Below are 17,228 nucleotides of genomic sequence, written 5' to 3'. Positions count from 1 at the left end.
ATAATAACAAAGACAATACAATAGAGTTTTGTCACACTTTTAAATATTACAGTCATGAAAAATTTAGGCAACATAAAATATTGGGTACTTGGTTTTATAGGTATCGCTTCTTTTTCAAGTTGCGCGACTTCGATGGCCCAACGGGGTGGATATAATGGTTATAACAATTATAACAATTATAACAATGCTGGAGTTTCGTTCCAGATGTTCTATGATCAACTCTCCCCTTACGGACAATGGGTTAATGATCCCAATTATGGTTATGTCTGGATTCCGGACGTTGGCCCGAACTTCCAGCCTTATGCAACCAATGGTTATTGGACAATGACCGACTATGGTAATACCTGGGTATCCAACTATGACTGGGGTTGGGCTCCATTTCACTATGGTCGCTGGAACTACAATGACCGTTATGGATGGGGATGGGTTCCTGACTATGAATGGGGGCCAGCATGGGTAAATTGGCGTCAAAGTAACGACTACTACGGTTGGGCACCAATGGGCCCGGGCATGAGTATAAATGTATCTGTTAATATTCCAATGAACTTTTGGACATTTGTGGGAGTCAATCACTTTATGAATAGGGATATGGATAGATATTATGTTAATCGAAGAAATTACAATAATATCTATAACAGAACCACCATTATCAACAATACAACGATAATTAACAACAACTATTATGTTGGTGGCCCTCGAAGATCTGACATCGAACGTTCGACAGGAAGAAGCGTAACAGTTAATAGAATCGCAAATGCCGATCGACCTGGATCTGCCCGCAGTAGCAGCAATCGTAGTAATGAAATCAGTATGTACCGTCCAAATGTAGACCGTAATACAAGATCTTCTGCACGCCCTACAAATGTCGTGGATGCATCTACCCGAACACGTAATAACAATAGTGAGATTTCAGATCGTACCAATCGTGTTATCAGCAATCGAGACAACATCGATTCAAGATCAGGAAGTCGTGAGTTATATATCGATAACAGTGGAAATGCTTCTGTAAGGTCTCGTAATGATGCCAACAGCGGTGGCTCGAGTCGTAGTTCAAATAATAATACGAGAAGCAGCGACAATGGAACTGTAAATAGAAATACGAACGGTACACAACCTAATTCGAATAACTATGATTTTAGAACACGATCAGGTCGCCAATCGGATGCTTCAAACAATAACAACCCTACATCTACCAGTAGAAATAGACAAAATGGCTCCGTTGATAATAATGGTGTTGTAAACGGCAGAAGTACAGACTACAATAGAAACGCAGATTATAATTCACGTTCGCGGTCAAATGCAAGCAGCTCTAATCAGACTGTGCCTCCACGAGTAGTTCAACCGACAACAACGCCACAACGAAATGGAAATTATGATGGCAGCAGAACCCGTTCGAGCCAACCGGTATCGCAACCAACTCAAAATCGGAGCTACGAAAACACAAGAAGTAGATCAAATACAGACAATTCATCGTCCGTATCGCGATCAAGGTCTTCAGAAAGCTCCGGTGAACGTAGCTCTGGACGTTCTTCACAAGGATCAGAAAGATCTAGAACAAGATAATGACAGCCGAGTAAAATAATAATTCATATCTGGCGGGTAAAATGAAAAATTTTATCCGCCTTTTATTTATATGCATGTCTTTTTATATTTATCATGAACAATCCATACATTTTCACGTTAATTAGTAAATTTACCGCTTCAAACAAAAAAACAGATCGATAAAGATGGCTTCATTTACCTCTATATTAGATAATGACTTTTACAAATTCACCATGCAGCATGCTGTGGTTAAGTTGTTTCCAAAGGCCAAGGCACGTTATCATTTTATTAACCGCGGACATCATAAATTTCCCGATGGTTTTGACGTGCTCCTGAACGAAGCCGTCAATGAGATGGCTAATTTGAAGTTAACAAAAGCAGAAAAGGCATTTTTTGCTAGAACATGTCCTTATATAGACCCAACCTATTTTGACTTTCTTCAAGGTTATCGCTACGATCCCGAAGAGATCAAAATATTCCAGGATGGCCCCGACCTTGAAGTCATTATCGAAGGGTACTGGTACCGTACTATTCTTTGGGAGGTTCCGTTGATGTCGCTCATATGTGAACTTTTTTATGAATCCCAAGGTCTACAACGTGCCTCGGATGCAGAAGTAATCGCCACAGCCAAAGATAAAATCGAAAAATATAAAAAACTCAATATCACAATTGCTGATTTTGGCACCCGCAGACGTCATTCTTATGAAGTCCATGATATGGTCGTTCGCACACTGAAGCAATATGGCGAAAAAACATTTATAGGTACCAGCAATGTACATTTGGCAATGAAATATGAGACGAAACCAATTGGCACACACGCCCATGAATGGTTTATGTTTCACGCCGCCAAATACGGTTATAAAATGGCCAATCTACTTGGTCTTGAACATTGGTCTGATGTCTACCGAGGTGACCTCGGAATAGCACTATCGGACACCTATACTACGGAAGTTTTCTTTCAGCAATTTGACAAAAAGTTAACCAAATTATTTGATGGAGTCCGCCACGATAGCGGCGACCCGCTTGAATTTACAGATAAGGTTATTGCACACTATAATAAAAATGGAATCAATCCCCTCTCAAAGACAATCATATTCTCGGATGGCCTAGACTATGAGAAGGTCGAAAGAATCGCGAGCTACTGTGAGGGAAAAATATTGCATTCCTTTGGCGTTGGCACCAATTTCACCAATGATGTGGGGCTCAAACCCATGAATATCGTCATTAAGATGACTGACGCTTTACCAGAAGATGATCAATGGACCCCGGTCATTAAGCTATCTGACGAACCAATGAAACATACAGGAGATGAGGACTCCATATATATTGCAAAAAAAGTATTAATGATTGATGATGACAATGCATAGAGATGTATACGGTGAGGCCTTAGATGATTACTTTGTACATCAAGAAGAAAAGTTCCCTTTAATACTCCATACAAGTTATGGCGACCAAGATGAAATGCCCGTTGAGATTTTCTTTCGGGAACCCGATGATTTTCCTGAACTGGAATTTATTGGACTATCCTTATGTGATGGACGTGTACTGGATGTTGGAGCAGGAGTTGGCAGCCATAGCCTGTATCTCCAAGAAAAAGGTTTTGAAGTAGATGCACTGGAACTCTCGCAAACCGCTTGCCATATTATGCAACAACGCGGGGTACAACATATTATCTGCGAAGATTTCTATAAATTCGAAGGCCAAAAATATGATACGCTATTGTTTTTAATGAACGGAATAGGTCTTGCCGGTGACGTAGATGGTTTTCGAAAACTATTACAGCATAGTAAAGAGTTACTGACTGAAAATGGCCAACTGATTTTTGACTCTTCAGACATCAGTTATTTGTACAAAGATTACAACATCAAAAAACCAGCGCATTATTTTGGGGAAATTCAATACCAGTATGAGTACAAAGGGACTCGAGGAAATCTTTTCAAATGGCTCTATTTAGACCAGGATTTATTGATCAAAATTTCGCACGAACTGGGTTGGGTTGTACAAATTTTGTATGAAGATGAGAATGATCAATACCTCGTCCGCATGGAACTAAAAAAATAGCCTGTTGTTTATAACAGGCTATTTTTTTTATTATTTCTATGTTATTATATATATTATTTCTGTGTTCTTATATAGATATCTCCCATGGATGTTTTTAAAATAACATCCTGTCCACCACCATTCATTTTGCCTTTCACGGCGTTACCCATCGGAGTTGATTTGGCTTCCTCGGCAGGTTTTTCGAATTGAAATTCGTCCGCAGCATAGATATTCCCCATAGCAGATTTTACATCCACATTAGCGCCGAAATTCTTTGGGAAGGCAACATCTACGGCGCCCATGGCAGCGACTAAAGAAATCGGTCCTTTGACAGGTTGAACAAATTTGGCTGTAACATCTCCCTGTGAAACCTTTACATTGATCGGCCCGGTAACATTCAATAAATTCACGTCGCCTATCGTACTAGCAACTTCAACCTCAGCCCGGATATCTTTTAATTCGATAACTCCAGCATTAAACATAGCCCCACGCCCTCCTTTGATCGTCACAGGTAAATCCATTGGTATCTTGATACGAATAGAATCTTCTAAGGGCATCCCAACCATACTTATTTCAGTCACTCCACCTTCTGTTTTGATGTTCATACCAAGTCCTGAATTATCCGATAATCCCGAGCCATTGATCACACGTAGGCCTTTTGCACGGTCATTTTCTTCACTTTCCTCTACCTTGGCTGTAATCAGCACATCGTTTCCCTTATAACCTTCAATATAAACATTATCCAATTTTAGTAAAAGTTTATTCCCCAAGTTGGGCACTTTAATTTCTTTCCAGTTTTTCGGTCCCTTTTTACGGCCGAATCCGGCAGAACTGTATGTAAAATTATTAGTATTACTAACAACAACTCCTGAAACCGCTCTAGCCTTTTTAGGAGGATTAGGAGGCTTTGGCGCAGCCACACTTTCTACAGTTTCATTTACTTGGGCCTGCAATACACTTGCAAAGATCAGTGCGACCCCAATCATCATTATCCTTATCTTTTTCATTTCGTTTTAATTTATCTTCATTATTTGTCAAATAATGCATTTTAAGCTTTTTCATAGATTAACCTACACAATCTGACTTCTACCTTAATATATCCTATTATTGATTTAATAATACCGCATATGCTTGCTCCTTCACAAATTTCAGGGTAAATGGATCTTCCACAATTTCATTTAATTTTTCTTTTGTTGTTGCTTTCATCGTCGGATCCTCCTGTTGAGCCATCATTTGCATCAGTTCCATTTGTAAAGTGGGGTCATTTTGCTCCACAAAGAAGTCCTGAACTTTCTGCTGACGTTCTTCTGGACTAAGTCCACTTAATATGGTTTCGATTGCAGCCATGCGGACATTACTACTTTGATCTGACACAGCTGTCTTTTCCAAAGCTCCCACACTATTCGGATCTAACTTACCCCCATCTTTCATCGCCAAGACAGCACTTAAACGCGTGCTTGCGGAACTCGAATCCTGAAGCATCTGAACGTAATCCATTTTCTCTTCCATTTCACGATGAGCAGTTTCCGATACGCTTACTTTTGCCAATTGTTTTCCTTTGCTTTCGATACCGGCGATTGCCTTAACGGGAGCTGAAGCCTCTTGGGTACCAGTATGAATTCCCATCACCTCAGCATCAACTGCTTTTGCATTGTCTTCTTTTTCCGGAATAGTAATAGGATGTACCGCAGCCACAGGCTTCTCTACTTCTATTGCTCGTTGTTGATTAAAAGCAATAAAAGTTGCTGTCCCAACTAACAGAGCTGCTGCCGCAATACTAGCCCACTTCCATAAAGGCTTAATCTTTCTTTCCTGAACAGGGGGAACTACTTGTGGTCTTATTTTATTCCATAAGTCAGCCGAAGGTTCTCTTTGATCAAATGCCTCCCGATTAGCGTTCACAAAATCTTTTAAATTATCCCGCATAATTATACCTTTCCTTCAATTCTTCGTAAATTTTCTTTTTAGCACGGTGATATTGACTACGTACAGCAACCGCTGTCATCCCCAATGTTTCCGCAACCTCATCATGGCTCATGTTTTCAAACAGGTAAAGATTAACAACCATCTTAGGTACGCCTGTCAATTGATCGATCACATGCTCTAAATCTGTCAAACGACATTCACGCCATTCTTTTTCCAGCAATTCGTCTTCGCCATCATCCTTAATTTCCAAATCATCCACCGGCGTAAAATATTGCTTATTCTTCCGTAACAGTGAGATTGCCTTATTCACCCCCATCCTTCTCAACCAGGCTTCCACACTGAGAACTAAATGCCATTTATCTGATCTTGAAAAAAAGTCAACAAAGGTTTCCTGTAAAATATCTTCACTTTCTTCCTGATTGGACAAAATCCGATAAATAGAATTAAAAATCTTTTTTGCATACCGATGATAGAGCTGTGCAAATCCAGACTCATTGCCCGTTTGGCACATCGCTAATAAATCTTTATCGCTAAGCTGATTTTGCACGTTCTAAAATTAATACTGTTAATTCTTATGTTTCTACTATGTAGTCGGGGCTCTGCTGAAAATGTTGCAATATAATTTTATTTTTTTTTCTAAAATAATTCTAAAAATGCACAAAAGCCCATTAAAGGGCCTCCTTTCAACAAAAAACACTCAAGAATGAACTTGAGTGTCTGCATTAATAAAATAAACTTAATAAGGATTTTAAAACTCCAGGTATAAGATTATCGATTATTTAACTTTTAGATAGGTCTCCACAATGGTATGTTTAACTCCCAATTCAGGTAAGTTTTCCTCACCTGTCTGAACCAATGTATCTCCTTTTAAAGTAAGTTGAAAATCAAACTTATTACTTTCCCAATCGCGCATTGAACAATATTGTAATCTTTCTTGATAGTTGACACCATCAAAAGAATAGGTCCCCCCACCTGCGACAAACAACGGTTCCTTACCTTTACCTTTTTCCTTATCGTGGTTAAAAAAGGAAAAATGGTCATCATTGAACATTTTAAACATTTCGGTTTTGCTCGTGTCCGTAAAAGCAGTCACCGTATCTTTCCCTTTGATTGTTTTGCTTTCAATAAGCTTATAGGTACCGGTCAAGGACTTGGCTTTTACTGCATCCACATCTTTCTTTTCGGTAGTATTTTTACAGGAAAAAACAAGACAGGAAATCGCAATCGCAAATAGCAGTTGATTTTTTAGGTTTATCATATTTTATAAAAGGTTTAAAGAGGCCAAACTACGAAAGTTCAGCCTCAATCAAAAACAAACCATTGTAATTATTTATCCCACCAAACTCGACCAGACAACTTATCTCCGCCAGGTACTGCGGCTGAAGCCGCTCTGTAGTTTTCGCCATTGATAGCCGCTTCAGTAGAAGGATAAGGGAATCTTCTAGGAATAGTCCCCGAAGTAGCATTTCCTGGATAATTCACAGGAGTTAACGCCGGATACCCACTTCTGCGCCAGTTGCTCCAAGTTTCATAAAAATCCATCATCGTTATCGTATGTGCCCAGTATTGGGTATTGATCTGTTTTAAGGCATCAGCAGCATTATATGGATTCGCAGCCAAATAAGTCTCAGCATCTGCATCACTTATTGTCAAAGAACCATCATACTGATTCAGATAGGTAATGCTTGCCTTCACACCTTTTTTATAATGATCGCTTGCACTACCACCTATTCCCCAACGTTGGGCTGCCTCAGCCAACAGCAACTCGGATTCACCATAGGTCAAAATAAATGTCGCACCGGTCCGCTTGATCATATTAGGATTGGGCGAAGAATATTCTGCAAATGTCGTATAACTTGGGTCGCTACTAATGTTATACTGTGCATTTGATCCCAAATCTTTTCCATTCGGCATCCCCTTTTGCTTGGTTGGATCTGTGATAAAACTCCCGTTCTGTGTTTTGTCCTTTTCTGATAAATATAGTTTTGTAACAGCAACCTTTTGCAACCTCGGATCATTATTGCTTTTTAGATAGTCAATAAATGTTTTAGACCATTTTACATAATAATTCTCTTGGCCACCATCGCCCAATAAAACCTGGCTATTTCTATTCTGAGTAACCCTAGATCCTGATTCATCATGTAAAATAAATGCATTGTCGGCATTACTGTCCATTGTCTTACCCACAGCCTTCTGTACATATTCCTTCGCTTTAGATTCGTCTACTTTAACCAAACGCATCGCTGTTCGTAAGAGCAGAGAATTGCCAAATTTACGCCATTTCGCAATATCACCTTTATAAATAACATCACCAGTGACTTTATCACCATCATCCTTTAATGCTGCAGTAGCCGTTTCAAGTTCCTTTAGCAAATCGTTATAGATGTCCTGCTGCTTATCATACTTCGGTTTATAAACTTTGGTATAAAACCCCAGTCCCGCCTCCGAATAGGGGACATCACCATACAAATCAGTTAAGCGAGCAAAAATTAAAGCTTTCCAAATACGTGCGACATTGTACAGATTTGCATATTTTGGTTTGTCTTTTGTAAACTCAACCACATCCACAATATTACGAACCTGCTCAATATAGGCTCCAACTGTACCCGTACCCCAATACGCCGCGGTATAGCTTTCATTCAGCATATATTTATCGCCGGCCCAATAACTCACTACAGTCGATAGACCCTGCATCATTGTCGACGAGTAAATTAGATTTCCACGCCATGTATCGTATGCAAAATCAAAACTTCCTGTATAAAATAATTGTGCAGAGCTCAATGTATAATTTGGATCCCAATTTTCTTTACCATAAGCAACTGGATCTGTATTTATCTTATCAAAATCTTTTGTACAGCTACTTTCCATAAATAATGTCGCTGCCATTAAACTAATAACTACCGGTTTAATATATCTTTTCATGATTGTTTGCAATTAGAATTTAACACTTAAATTAACACCGTAAGTACGTACAGCTGGTACACCTCCAAGCTCTAGGCCCGGGAAAGTTGCATTATAGCTCGACTCTGGATCTATGTTATTTGTTTTCTTCATGATCGTCCAGAGATTGCGCGCTACAGCACTTACTGTAATCGACTTAACTTTGTTATTAAATAGATTGGATGGGAAAGTATAGCCCATAACGACCTGTCTCAATTTTACAAAATCAGCGCTGTTTACAAATATCTTAGATACATTATTTGCCGTATTGGTATAATAAGTAGAAGCTGTTCTGCCCAAGCTTTCACGATCAGCCACAGTTTCCTGATGTAATCCAAAAATATAACCGTAGTAATCTGTTCCCGAGAAAAGCTTTCCTCCCCATTTTCCATCAACCAAGAAAGAAAAATTGAACCTTTTGTAGCTAAACTCATTGTTCCAGCCAGCAAACCATTTATTCATTGCCGAACCGTAGGACTTTAACTCACCCCGGTCAGGAGAACCATCGGCCAATTTTACGATCTCACCATTACTATCGTATTTATAATCGAAAGCCATGATCTGAAAAGCAGGCATACCAACTTTATTCATTAAGTAACCTACACCCGAACGCGAAGTCGCTACCGTCTGCTCGTCCATTCCTTCAGCCAATGAAATCACTTTATTGTCGTTGTAAGAACCATTCAATGAGGATACCCATTTAAAATCTTCCGTTTTGACAACTGTGGCTGAAATCAATGCTTCAAATCCCTTATTTTGCATTTTACCGGCATTGAGTACGGCACCAGCATATCCGCTTGCGGAAGGCGTTGTGATAAAGGAAATCTCATCTTTCGACTTTTTGTTATACCATGTTAGATCCAAATTTACACGATCATTAAAAAGACGCAACTCCGTTCCGATTTCCAACTCTGTTGCTGTAGAAGCTTTTAAAGAAGAGTTCGGAATATTCACATTGTTAATAACCCCTAAAGGTTGTCCGTTAAGTACCTCACTTCTAAAATTATAGGTTAACAAGGTTTGATAAGGATCTGTTGCCTGTCCTACCTGAGCAAAACCTGCTCTCAACTTTCCAAAACTCAACCATGATGGTTTTAGATATTCTGAAAAGATAAATGAACCCGAGATTGCGGGATAAACAGAGTTTAATTTATTATCTACTCCAGGTGTGGCTAAGGTAGAAAACCAGTCAGAGCGTAAACTACCAGTCAAATAAGCTATATCTTTATAAGCAAATTCTAAGGTACCATAAGTAGACTGTGTCTCCGATTCACTTTCGAGATACGCTACCGACTTATTTTTTGCGTTCAAAATATTATACACACCAAATATCGCGAAGTCGGTACCTAAATTGGTCGTCTGTCTGATTTTAGTATTTCGGTAACTCGCTCCAAGATTAGGTGTAAGGGTATAATCTCCGAAAGTGAATGACTTACCGACCAAAACATCGGCATTAATATCTGCAAATTTAGTTTCTTGCTCTGCAATTTTACCATTCTCATAATAGCCGGTGCCAGAAGGAACAACATTCTTATAATGATCGGTATAACCATCTCTTCCTGCCCTTCCCTGAACAAACAAACCATTACCCATGGTATACTTTGCTGTTACGGAAGCGATCGAACGATCCCGGTTCGTATTATTGATAAACTCATTTGCTGCAAACCAAGGGTTGGTTGCATACACATTCCCCGAATTATAAAGGATTTCTTTTCCATTGTCATCTTTCCATGGCTTCAAATCGTTTACATTGATGCTCGTTGGCAAAAACATGACGTTGTAATTGGCATTTCCAGCACCGTCAGAAACCATTGGACGATTTTTGACTTGCTCCAGAATCATATTATAGCGTGCATCAATCGTCAAACCTCTGAGTGGCTCAAAAAGTCCAACCAAATTAAACGACTGTCTTTTCAGTCCCGAATTTGGAACAACAGATCTGTTATTGACATCTGTCCCTGACAGACGAATAGAGCCTCCATCAAATGATTTATTTAACGCTAATGTATTAGTCCATGTCGAACCAGTGCGGTAAAACCGATCTAAATTTCCCTTTTGTAATGAATAAGGTCTTGATGCGCCATCGAATTGTACGACGGGTGTTCCATCTAATTTAGCTCCCCAGCTTGAACCTCCCACTTGGGCTGCGCCTGCTTGGGTCGTTGGCTTCTCACCGTTTGCCCCCTGACCATAGACTGTTTGCCAATTCGTGTTGTCTATAATTTGCTCGGCAACAAGGTTACTATTAAAATCGATCGAATTGCCTTTTCCTGATTTTGTTGTAATAAGGATAACCCCTGCCTTGGCTCTTGAACCATATAATGCAGATGCTGCAGCACCTTTCAATACCGAAATACTTTCAATATCGTCTGGGTTGATATTGCCGATTGCATCGCCAAGATCGGGTGCATTATCCCATTGGCTCCCTGAGTTTCCTTTGGAATTGGCGTTTCCGATACCTACCGGCTTACTTTCCATAGGAATACCGTTAATTACGTATAATGGTTGATTTGTCTGATTCAAACTCGATACCCCGCGGATGGTCACATTGGACGCAGCTCCGGCACCGCCAGAAGTAGAACTGATATCCAACCCGGCCACCTTTCCTACGAGTGAATTCATCACATTATTTTCACGGGCTGTGGTTAGCGATTCACCGGCAACCTGCGTAACAGAATACCCCAATGAGCGCTTCTCTTTCTTCATACCCAATGCCGTCACAACGACCTCATTGAGCATCCGATTATCTTCCAATAAAACAATTTTCAGATCACCCTCTTTGGTTACGGCCACTTCTTGCGAAGTGTAACCTGCAAAAGAAATAATTAAGGTGTTTCCCGTTGCCGCATCGATCATAAAGCGTCCATTGATATCTGTTGCACGTCCTACCGCGGTTCCCTTAACACGTACCGTAGCACCAGCTAAGGGATTGCCTTTATCGTCAGTGACGACACCTGCGACAGCCACCTGCTGCTGTTGACTGACAACCACAAGACCTTCCTTAGAAACGGAATAAACCAATCCACTTTTATTGAAAAGCTTAGCCAACACATCCAATACCTTGGTATTATTCGCATTGACTGACACTTCTTTATTTAAATTTTCATTCGTCGAATTATAAACAAAGTAATAATCACTTTGCTCTTCGATCATTTTAAGTACCTTGCTCAGTTTTGTTTTTTGGACATCCAAGGAGACTTTTTGTTGGGAAAATACATTTGCCGAAACATTCATAACAGCACACGTAGTCATAATTAAGGCTAGTTTCATCCGGATAATGAATCTAAAATGCACAATATATCCATTGCGCATTTGCAATAAGCAATTTTTAATCATATTTTAGTGTTGGTTAAAATTAATATTAAGCAGCACGCCCCAATGTTGCTGCTTTTGGTTAATCATTTTTTCAATGAAGGATGGTGTTGGTCCACCATCCTTTTTACTTTTCTGATATAGTTATTTTTCTCCCATATACATTAAATTTAAAAGGTTCAACGCTCTGTAAAGCACTCAGTACCTGAGCAATATTCTCCCTACTAAAAGTTGCCGTAAAACGGTATTGTTTTAATTGATCATTTTGGATTTGGATATCCACATCATACCAGCGTTCTAATGTCCGGCGAAGCGATTCAAAATCTTGGTCCACGATTTCTAACCTATTTTCACGCCATGCAATATCTGGTATTTCAGCTGTATTGGATTCTATTGTAGGGATGTTCTCTATGGCAATCTCCTTAATCGGTAATTTGCTCGCGGTTGGTTTATTGGTTTTACGAGCGACTGCTATTTCAGCTTGATTCTTAAAGATCGTGATTTTTTGATTCGGCTTGATGACCACAGAATTTTCACGCTGTCCTTTGCTCGTCATTTCAATCGAACCTTCTACAAGCAGTGCTTCTGCTGTAGGTTCATCGGAATAACTCTTCACATTAAATGTTGTTCCCAGGACCTTGATATCAAAATCAGATGCTTGTACCACAAAAGGTTTTTCCTTATTCTTGGCCACCTGAAAATAACCTTCACCCGCAAGCCGCACCACACGCAATTCCTGATTGAAATCTGCCGATAACTCCAGTTTACTCGCAGAGTTTAATGTCACTGTACTTCCGTCACTTAATTCGAAGGTCTTTTTTTCACCATTTTTTGTTTGATAGACCTGGCCAATTGCGCTTATTGGTAATGTCGTATCAACTTTGCCCGGTTGAGCATAATACCAGATACCGCCCGATACCAAAGCGACAAATACAGCGGCAATGGCTGCCCATTTAGGCCAGTTAAACCGATAGGACACGCGATGTTCTACTGGAGCATTCTGCAGATCTGTCTTCAATTTTTCCAATTGCTCATTCACAGGTCTACGGTTACCAACCAAGAGTTGAAATAGGCGTTTGGCTTTCAGAATCGTCTCCGCTTGTTCTGGATGATTCAGGCTATATTGTTGCCAGTATAGAATACAGTTTTTATCTTCTCCCGAACAATACTTCTGAAAAGTATCATCAATCAAAAAATCTTCTAACTGTTTATAATCTTTTTGGCTCATTCTTTTGAGTATTTACTCTATAGTGCCCTAAAGCATGGCTTTTTCCTAAGGAAAATTTAAATTATTTTTCAAACAACTGAAAATCAATCAATTATTTTAAATAAAAAATATCAACACACCTACTTTTGCAAACATCGTACGAGCATGTTATTATTGAAGGCTTAAAATAAAAAGCCAGACACAAAACTTAGATATCTTTTAATTCCTCCCTCAGAATCTTTAAAGCATCATAAAGTGTATTGTAGGCAGTTTTCACGGACATCTGCGTTGTTTCAGCTATTTTTTCATAGGAATAGCCCTCAAAAAACTTCAGATTCACCAGCTGTTTCTGACGAAAAGACAACTTCTCCAACGCCTCCTTCAAACGGATCTGTATAATTTCATTCGTCTGTACTTTGATGACAAACTCCTCATAGGGCATCTCCACCCAATCATCTTCAGCTTTCACATTTTGAAGGGCTGTATTGATTTTATGTTGTTTCTCCAGTAGACGCAGAATACGTCTTTTTAAAAAAGTAATGAGATAGGACTGTACATTTTCTACCCGATCTAGCTGTTCTCTTTTCTCCCAAATTTTAACAAATACCTGATCGGTTGCTTCACTTGCCAAGTCACTGTCGCCACAAGTGCGTATTCCAAAATTGACAAGCTCTTGATAGAGCGCCGCGTATAGATCAAAGAAAGCCGTCTCGTCTCCTGTACGAATACGTTCCCACAATAAGCGGTACCCCATTTTATTTCTCATAATAAAGCATATAATCCGAAAAAAGCTAATATAAGTCCTCAGTTCCAAAAGTATAAACTTAATCGGTAAAAGGAGAAAGAAACGAAAAATTACATTGAACCGAAGAACAAAGTAAATCGTTTGAATTGAATATTGTAATTTAGTTCCTTCATTAAGGATATAAAAAGTAAAAACACAACAGCAGTATACAGCCGTTGACTAGATTTAAACTCACATGAAAACTATTTTTGCCATTGTAGGTAGCGCCAGTGCACATTCATCCAATCATCATATTGTAAGTCACCTCCAACAGGAGATTAGTGCCAATATCCATTTCACGCTATTTGACCGTCTTAAAGAACTGCCTCATTTTGATCCTGAAGAAAGCCAGACCCATCCACCAATCGAAATTATTGCACTTCGTCAGGTAATCAACGATGCCGATTTGGTATTGATCAGTAGCCCTGAATATATTTTCAGTGTACCCAGTGGATTAAAAAATCTACTTGAATGGTGCGCCGCAACCACGGTTTTCACCGATAAACCCGTTAGTATCATTACCGCTGCTGCGCAAGGCGAAACAGCGCATATCGAACTACAACGTATCCTGCAGGGACTGGGCGCTCAAATTGATGAAAAACGAAATCTGCTGATACAAGGAGTCAAAGGGAAACTGGATGCCACTGGGGCAATTTGGGACGAACAGCTCAATTTAGAACTAGAAAAGCTGGCAACACAACTTAAAGAAGATTAATACACACGAGATTCAGCTCCATTTTCATCCAAACCATAAAAATTAGCGCAATCCATAATTTGAAGATTATTATCTTTACGACATGCAAGAACAAATTAATAATCCATTACACGGAAAAAGGCTCGACACGATCATTGAATATTTAGTGGAGTATTATGGTTGGGAAGAGTTGGGACAACGCATATCCATCCGTTGCTTCAATGAGAATCCGAGCGTCAAATCCTCCCTAACTTTCTTAAGGAAAACACCTTGGGCTAGAGAGAAGGTCGAACAGCTCTATGTAAAAACCTTGTTGAAGAAATAAGTTTTTTTCATATTTCATAACGAATAATCTGATTATTAAGCATATCTTTGCCGCCATGAAAAAAATTGCCGACTACCGGAAGTTACTTAACGTAGAGAAATCTGTGGATCTTAAAACCCTAAAATCTACCTACCGGACAATCATGAAAGAATGTCATCCAGATAAATTTGTCAATGATGAAGAAGGTCGTTTGGCTGCAGAGCAAAAAAGTGTGGAAATGATTGAAGCCTACCATTTCCTGGTAAGCATCTGTCCAGAAACATTAGAGCAACAGTTGCCGATCTACACGGAGACAATTACCAATTCTGGCATTCAGGATATTGACTGGAAAGCACAAATATTGACAATCACTTTTCACGACGGCAGTCAATATGAATATTTCGGTGTTCAGCGGAATGACTATATTAAATTTGTCAACGCAGATTCTTTAGGTCGATTTGCCCGTAGACACATCTTCCATTCTTATCCTTACCGCAATGTATTAAAGACTGCGACAGTTGCTTAAACACTGTTCTTTCTCAGCTATACAAAGATAAACGCCCGCTATCAGATTGATATAGGGCGTTTACGTAAAATGTTAAATGTTTAAAAGCTATCTATAGAACAATGCTATTGCCAAATAGTTTTTAGTTTTATAATTTTAGCATAAGACCTGCCATTCCACCTCCATAAAACGTATTTCGGGTACGGTCTCTCCGCCAAGCTTTCCACAATGTACTACCACCATAAATTGAATTCTCGTCTCTTTCCGCATAGTTCAAGCTGGGAGCCATAAATATAGACATGCGCTCACTTAGTTTAAACGCCGGAATTACCCGCAGCGAGGACTGATGATTATCCAGGCTTTTAAATTTCTCTGTCAGATAATTACGTGTAGCTATTTCCGTACGCAGACTAAACTTGGTCCTATTGATCAATACTGCTCCTAAACCTGCTTCAAAGGCATATTTATCCGGTCTGTTGCCATCGAGTGCCCTATTGATCGATAATATACTATAGAGTACACGACCACCTGAACGAAATTGTAATCCGAGATAGCTATCCTCATTGACCGCTACTGAAAGACTCTTCTCACCATTTTTAATAAAATTAAGCAGACCAATGGGATAATCACTACTATCGGCAATATTAACGATACCTGCCACCTGAACTCCGCTTACTTTTTTAGCTTTATTAGCGATGCCTGCTAATTGACTTCCAACAGTCGATTCGCTATTGTTAAGTATGCTAGCAAGCTGTGTCGTTCCTGGAGCCTCATTGGCTAAATTTACAACACCAGCGATTTGAACACCTCTAACCGTATCCGCTTTGTTAAAAACACCCGCTATTTGCAGACCTTTCACTTCCCCGGAAACATGGTTTCCCACACCGGCGATCTGTACCCCACTTACATTTCCTCCTACACCATTGAAGACGCCTGCCACTTGCAAACCTTTCATTTCTCCGAACACACGGTTTCCTACACCGGCAAGTTGTACACCACGCACACTTCCCCCAACGGCATTGAAAACACCGCCCATTTGCAAGCCTTGCATATCATATTGATTAATATTAAATACGCCACCAAGCTCAATACCTTTTACCCCCGCAGTAGATCCACCAATAATGTTTATGGAAAATTTATTCACAATTTGCGATTGTATAAAACCATGTGTACTTAATCCCGGTGTCATCGAAATTTGGTATGGGCTATACAAAAACATCCCGCCCAAATTCATACTTTGGATCTTTTGGGCAGGAGACAGAAATACCCGTCCCCAAAAAGATCGATAAAGACCATGATCTTCTTCATACCCTTCAAAATAGCCATATTCACGCTTCTTCTTATCGCCAATTTGCGCTTCTATCGGAAAAATCACCATAACACTGGTGTCCCGAAAAGCCTCCTTACTAACGTTCACTGCAATGAGATTACTTTTTTTCTTTACGTCCAGCTCAAAGTAGCCATTTCGGTCCGTCAACGTAGACAATAAAGCACTTCGATCAAAGATACTGGCATTGGAAATCGGATTATTAGTCCGAATATTTTTGATATACCCCGCTATAACAACTTTGTTTTTATTAGGTGTCTTCACTTCAAACTCCACCGACATCCGCTGAGGTGTATATTGAATAATAATATGCCGTCCAAGTTCTTTAAAACTATATTCCTTGCCCAAAATCCGATCCAGATAATCATACAAATTCCCTTTGAAGGCTTTAGTATGAATCACACTGTCTGTCTGTAGGATATTTCCATTAAAGGAGAACAATACATCCTGCTGCTCCTTCAACAAACGAAAAACTTCACCTACAGTAGTCTCTGGAAAGGCTGGTATTTGAATCGTTGCAGCGAGCTTTTGCTGTGCCCTTCCCAAATGGAACGAACACAGCATTAAAATTAAGAGATAAAGCTCTACCCTCTTTATAAAAAATAGTATCATGTTGTTTTCTATACAATTTTGTTCTGAAAATATAT

At 39.5% G+C, this 17,228-nt stretch carries 15 protein-coding genes; 6 read left to right on the top strand and 9 right to left on the bottom strand.

The window, feature by feature from the left end; translation table 11 throughout:
* The first annotated feature begins 54 nt into the window (after positions 1–54).
* From BV902_RS09050 to BV902_RS09040, 3 genes are all read left to right on the top strand, one after another.
* Entirely contained in the window at positions 55–1,563 is a 1,509-nt protein-coding gene (locus BV902_RS09050) for a DUF6600 domain-containing protein (protein ID WP_075991658.1), read from the top strand.
* 164 nt (positions 1,564–1,727) lie between these two features.
* Positions 1,728–2,909: a nicotinate phosphoribosyltransferase gene (pncB, locus tag BV902_RS09045; protein ID WP_075991657.1), complete on the top strand. Its 1,182-nt coding sequence runs from the start codon at positions 1,728–1,730 to the stop codon at positions 2,907–2,909.
* Positions 2,893–3,603, top strand: coding sequence for a class I SAM-dependent methyltransferase (locus BV902_RS09040; protein WP_237242040.1), 711 nt, complete (start codon positions 2,893–2,895; stop codon positions 3,601–3,603). The genes pncB and BV902_RS09040 overlap by 17 nt, the downstream gene beginning before the upstream one ends.
* Before the next feature lie 53 nt (positions 3,604–3,656).
* Here BV902_RS09040 and BV902_RS09035 read toward each other — a convergent pair whose 3' ends face one another.
* The 8 genes from BV902_RS09035 to BV902_RS09000 form a co-directional block, all read right to left on the bottom strand.
* The gene (locus tag BV902_RS09035; protein WP_083663539.1) at positions 3,657–4,589 is read right to left on the bottom strand and encodes a DUF4097 family beta strand repeat-containing protein; all 933 of its coding nucleotides are present in this window, start codon (positions 4,587–4,589) and stop codon (positions 3,657–3,659) included.
* A 97-nt stretch (positions 4,590–4,686) separates the two neighbouring features.
* Positions 4,687–5,508, bottom strand: a complete 822-nt coding sequence (locus BV902_RS09030; protein ID WP_075991655.1) for a HEAT repeat domain-containing protein — start codon at positions 5,506–5,508, stop codon at positions 4,687–4,689.
* The gene (locus tag BV902_RS09025) at positions 5,498–6,055 is read right to left on the bottom strand and encodes an RNA polymerase sigma factor (protein ID WP_075991654.1); all 558 of its coding nucleotides are present in this window, start codon (positions 6,053–6,055) and stop codon (positions 5,498–5,500) included. The genes BV902_RS09030 and BV902_RS09025 overlap by 11 nt, the downstream gene beginning before the upstream one ends.
* A 228-nt stretch (positions 6,056–6,283) precedes the next feature.
* The gene (locus tag BV902_RS09020) at positions 6,284–6,766 is read right to left on the bottom strand and encodes a hypothetical protein (protein WP_075991653.1); all 483 of its coding nucleotides are present in this window, start codon (positions 6,764–6,766) and stop codon (positions 6,284–6,286) included.
* Between the two features lie 68 nt (positions 6,767–6,834).
* Positions 6,835–8,430 (bottom strand): SusD/RagB family nutrient-binding outer membrane lipoprotein, encoded by a 1,596-nt coding sequence (locus BV902_RS09015; protein WP_075991652.1) that lies wholly within the window; start codon positions 8,428–8,430, stop codon positions 6,835–6,837.
* A gap of 12 nt (positions 8,431–8,442) precedes the next feature.
* On the bottom strand, positions 8,443–11,718 hold the full coding sequence (locus BV902_RS09010) for a SusC/RagA family TonB-linked outer membrane protein (RefSeq protein WP_237242038.1): 3,276 nt from the start codon (positions 11,716–11,718) through the stop codon (positions 8,443–8,445).
* Between the two features lie 169 nt (positions 11,719–11,887).
* Positions 11,888–12,988: a FecR family protein gene (locus tag BV902_RS09005; protein WP_075991651.1), complete on the bottom strand. Its 1,101-nt coding sequence runs from the start codon at positions 12,986–12,988 to the stop codon at positions 11,888–11,890.
* Between the two features lie 187 nt (positions 12,989–13,175).
* Entirely contained in the window at positions 13,176–13,733 is a 558-nt protein-coding gene (locus BV902_RS09000; RefSeq protein WP_075991650.1) for an RNA polymerase sigma factor, read from the bottom strand.
* Positions 13,734–13,947: 214 nt separating this feature from the next.
* On the opposite strand from BV902_RS09000, the gene BV902_RS08995 reads away from it, so the two are divergent.
* The 3 genes from BV902_RS08995 to BV902_RS08985 all read left to right on the top strand — a co-directional run bounded on the left by BV902_RS08995 (position 13,948) and on the right by BV902_RS08985 (position 15,275).
* Positions 13,948–14,466, top strand: coding sequence for an NADPH-dependent FMN reductase (locus BV902_RS08995; protein ID WP_075991649.1), 519 nt, complete (start codon positions 13,948–13,950; stop codon positions 14,464–14,466).
* 82 nt (positions 14,467–14,548) lie between these two features.
* Entirely contained in the window at positions 14,549–14,770 is a 222-nt protein-coding gene (locus BV902_RS08990; RefSeq protein ID WP_046674232.1) for a VF530 family DNA-binding protein, read from the top strand.
* A gap of 55 nt (positions 14,771–14,825) precedes the next feature.
* Positions 14,826–15,275: a KTSC domain-containing protein gene (locus tag BV902_RS08985; RefSeq protein WP_075991648.1), complete on the top strand. Its 450-nt coding sequence runs from the start codon at positions 14,826–14,828 to the stop codon at positions 15,273–15,275.
* Positions 15,276–15,402: 127 nt separating this feature from the next.
* On the opposite strand, the gene BV902_RS08980 is transcribed toward BV902_RS08985, so the two are convergent.
* On the bottom strand, positions 15,403–17,193 hold the full coding sequence (locus tag BV902_RS08980) for a hypothetical protein (RefSeq protein WP_157625978.1): 1,791 nt from the start codon (positions 17,191–17,193) through the stop codon (positions 15,403–15,405).
* Positions 17,194–17,228: the final 35 nt, after the last annotated feature.

The sequence above is a fragment of the Sphingobacterium sp. B29 genome (assembly GCF_001952815.1).
Classification (GTDB): domain Bacteria; phylum Bacteroidota; class Bacteroidia; order Sphingobacteriales; family Sphingobacteriaceae; genus Sphingobacterium; species Sphingobacterium siyangense.
This window is presented reverse-complemented; position numbering and strand designations above follow the sequence as displayed.

Bases quoted from the DNA above. Each gene is read 5' to 3' on its own strand.
- BV902_RS09050 (WP_075991658.1), top strand. From the start codon at position 55: ATGAAAAATTTAGGCAACATAAAATATTGGGTACTTGGTTTTATAGGT.
- pncB (WP_075991657.1), top strand. From the start codon at position 1,728: ATGGCTTCATTTACCTCTATATTAGATAATGACTTTTACAAATTCACC.
- BV902_RS09040 (WP_237242040.1), top strand. From the start codon at position 2,893: ATGATGACAATGCATAGAGATGTATACGGTGAGGCCTTAGATGATTAC.
- BV902_RS09035 (WP_083663539.1), bottom strand. From the start codon at position 4,589: ATGAAAAAGATAAGGATAATGATGATTGGGGTCGCACTGATCTTTGCA.
- BV902_RS09030 (WP_075991655.1), bottom strand. From the start codon at position 5,508: ATGCGGGATAATTTAAAAGATTTTGTGAACGCTAATCGGGAGGCATTT.
- BV902_RS09020 (WP_075991653.1), bottom strand. From the start codon at position 6,766: ATGATAAACCTAAAAAATCAACTGCTATTTGCGATTGCGATTTCCTGT.
- BV902_RS09015 (WP_075991652.1), bottom strand. From the start codon at position 8,430: ATGAAAAGATATATTAAACCGGTAGTTATTAGTTTAATGGCAGCGACA.
- BV902_RS09010 (WP_237242038.1), bottom strand. From the start codon at position 11,718: ATGAAACTAGCCTTAATTATGACTACGTGTGCTGTTATGAATGTTTCG.
- BV902_RS09005 (WP_075991651.1), bottom strand. From the start codon at position 12,988: ATGAGCCAAAAAGATTATAAACAGTTAGAAGATTTTTTGATTGATGAT.
- BV902_RS09000 (WP_075991650.1), bottom strand. From the start codon at position 13,733: ATGAGAAATAAAATGGGGTACCGCTTATTGTGGGAACGTATTCGTACA.
- BV902_RS08995 (WP_075991649.1), top strand. From the start codon at position 13,948: ATGAAAACTATTTTTGCCATTGTAGGTAGCGCCAGTGCACATTCATCC.
- BV902_RS08990 (WP_046674232.1), top strand. From the start codon at position 14,549: ATGCAAGAACAAATTAATAATCCATTACACGGAAAAAGGCTCGACACG.
- BV902_RS08985 (WP_075991648.1), top strand. From the start codon at position 14,826: ATGAAAAAAATTGCCGACTACCGGAAGTTACTTAACGTAGAGAAATCT.
- BV902_RS08980 (WP_157625978.1), bottom strand. From the start codon at position 17,193: ATGATACTATTTTTTATAAAGAGGGTAGAGCTTTATCTCTTAATTTTA.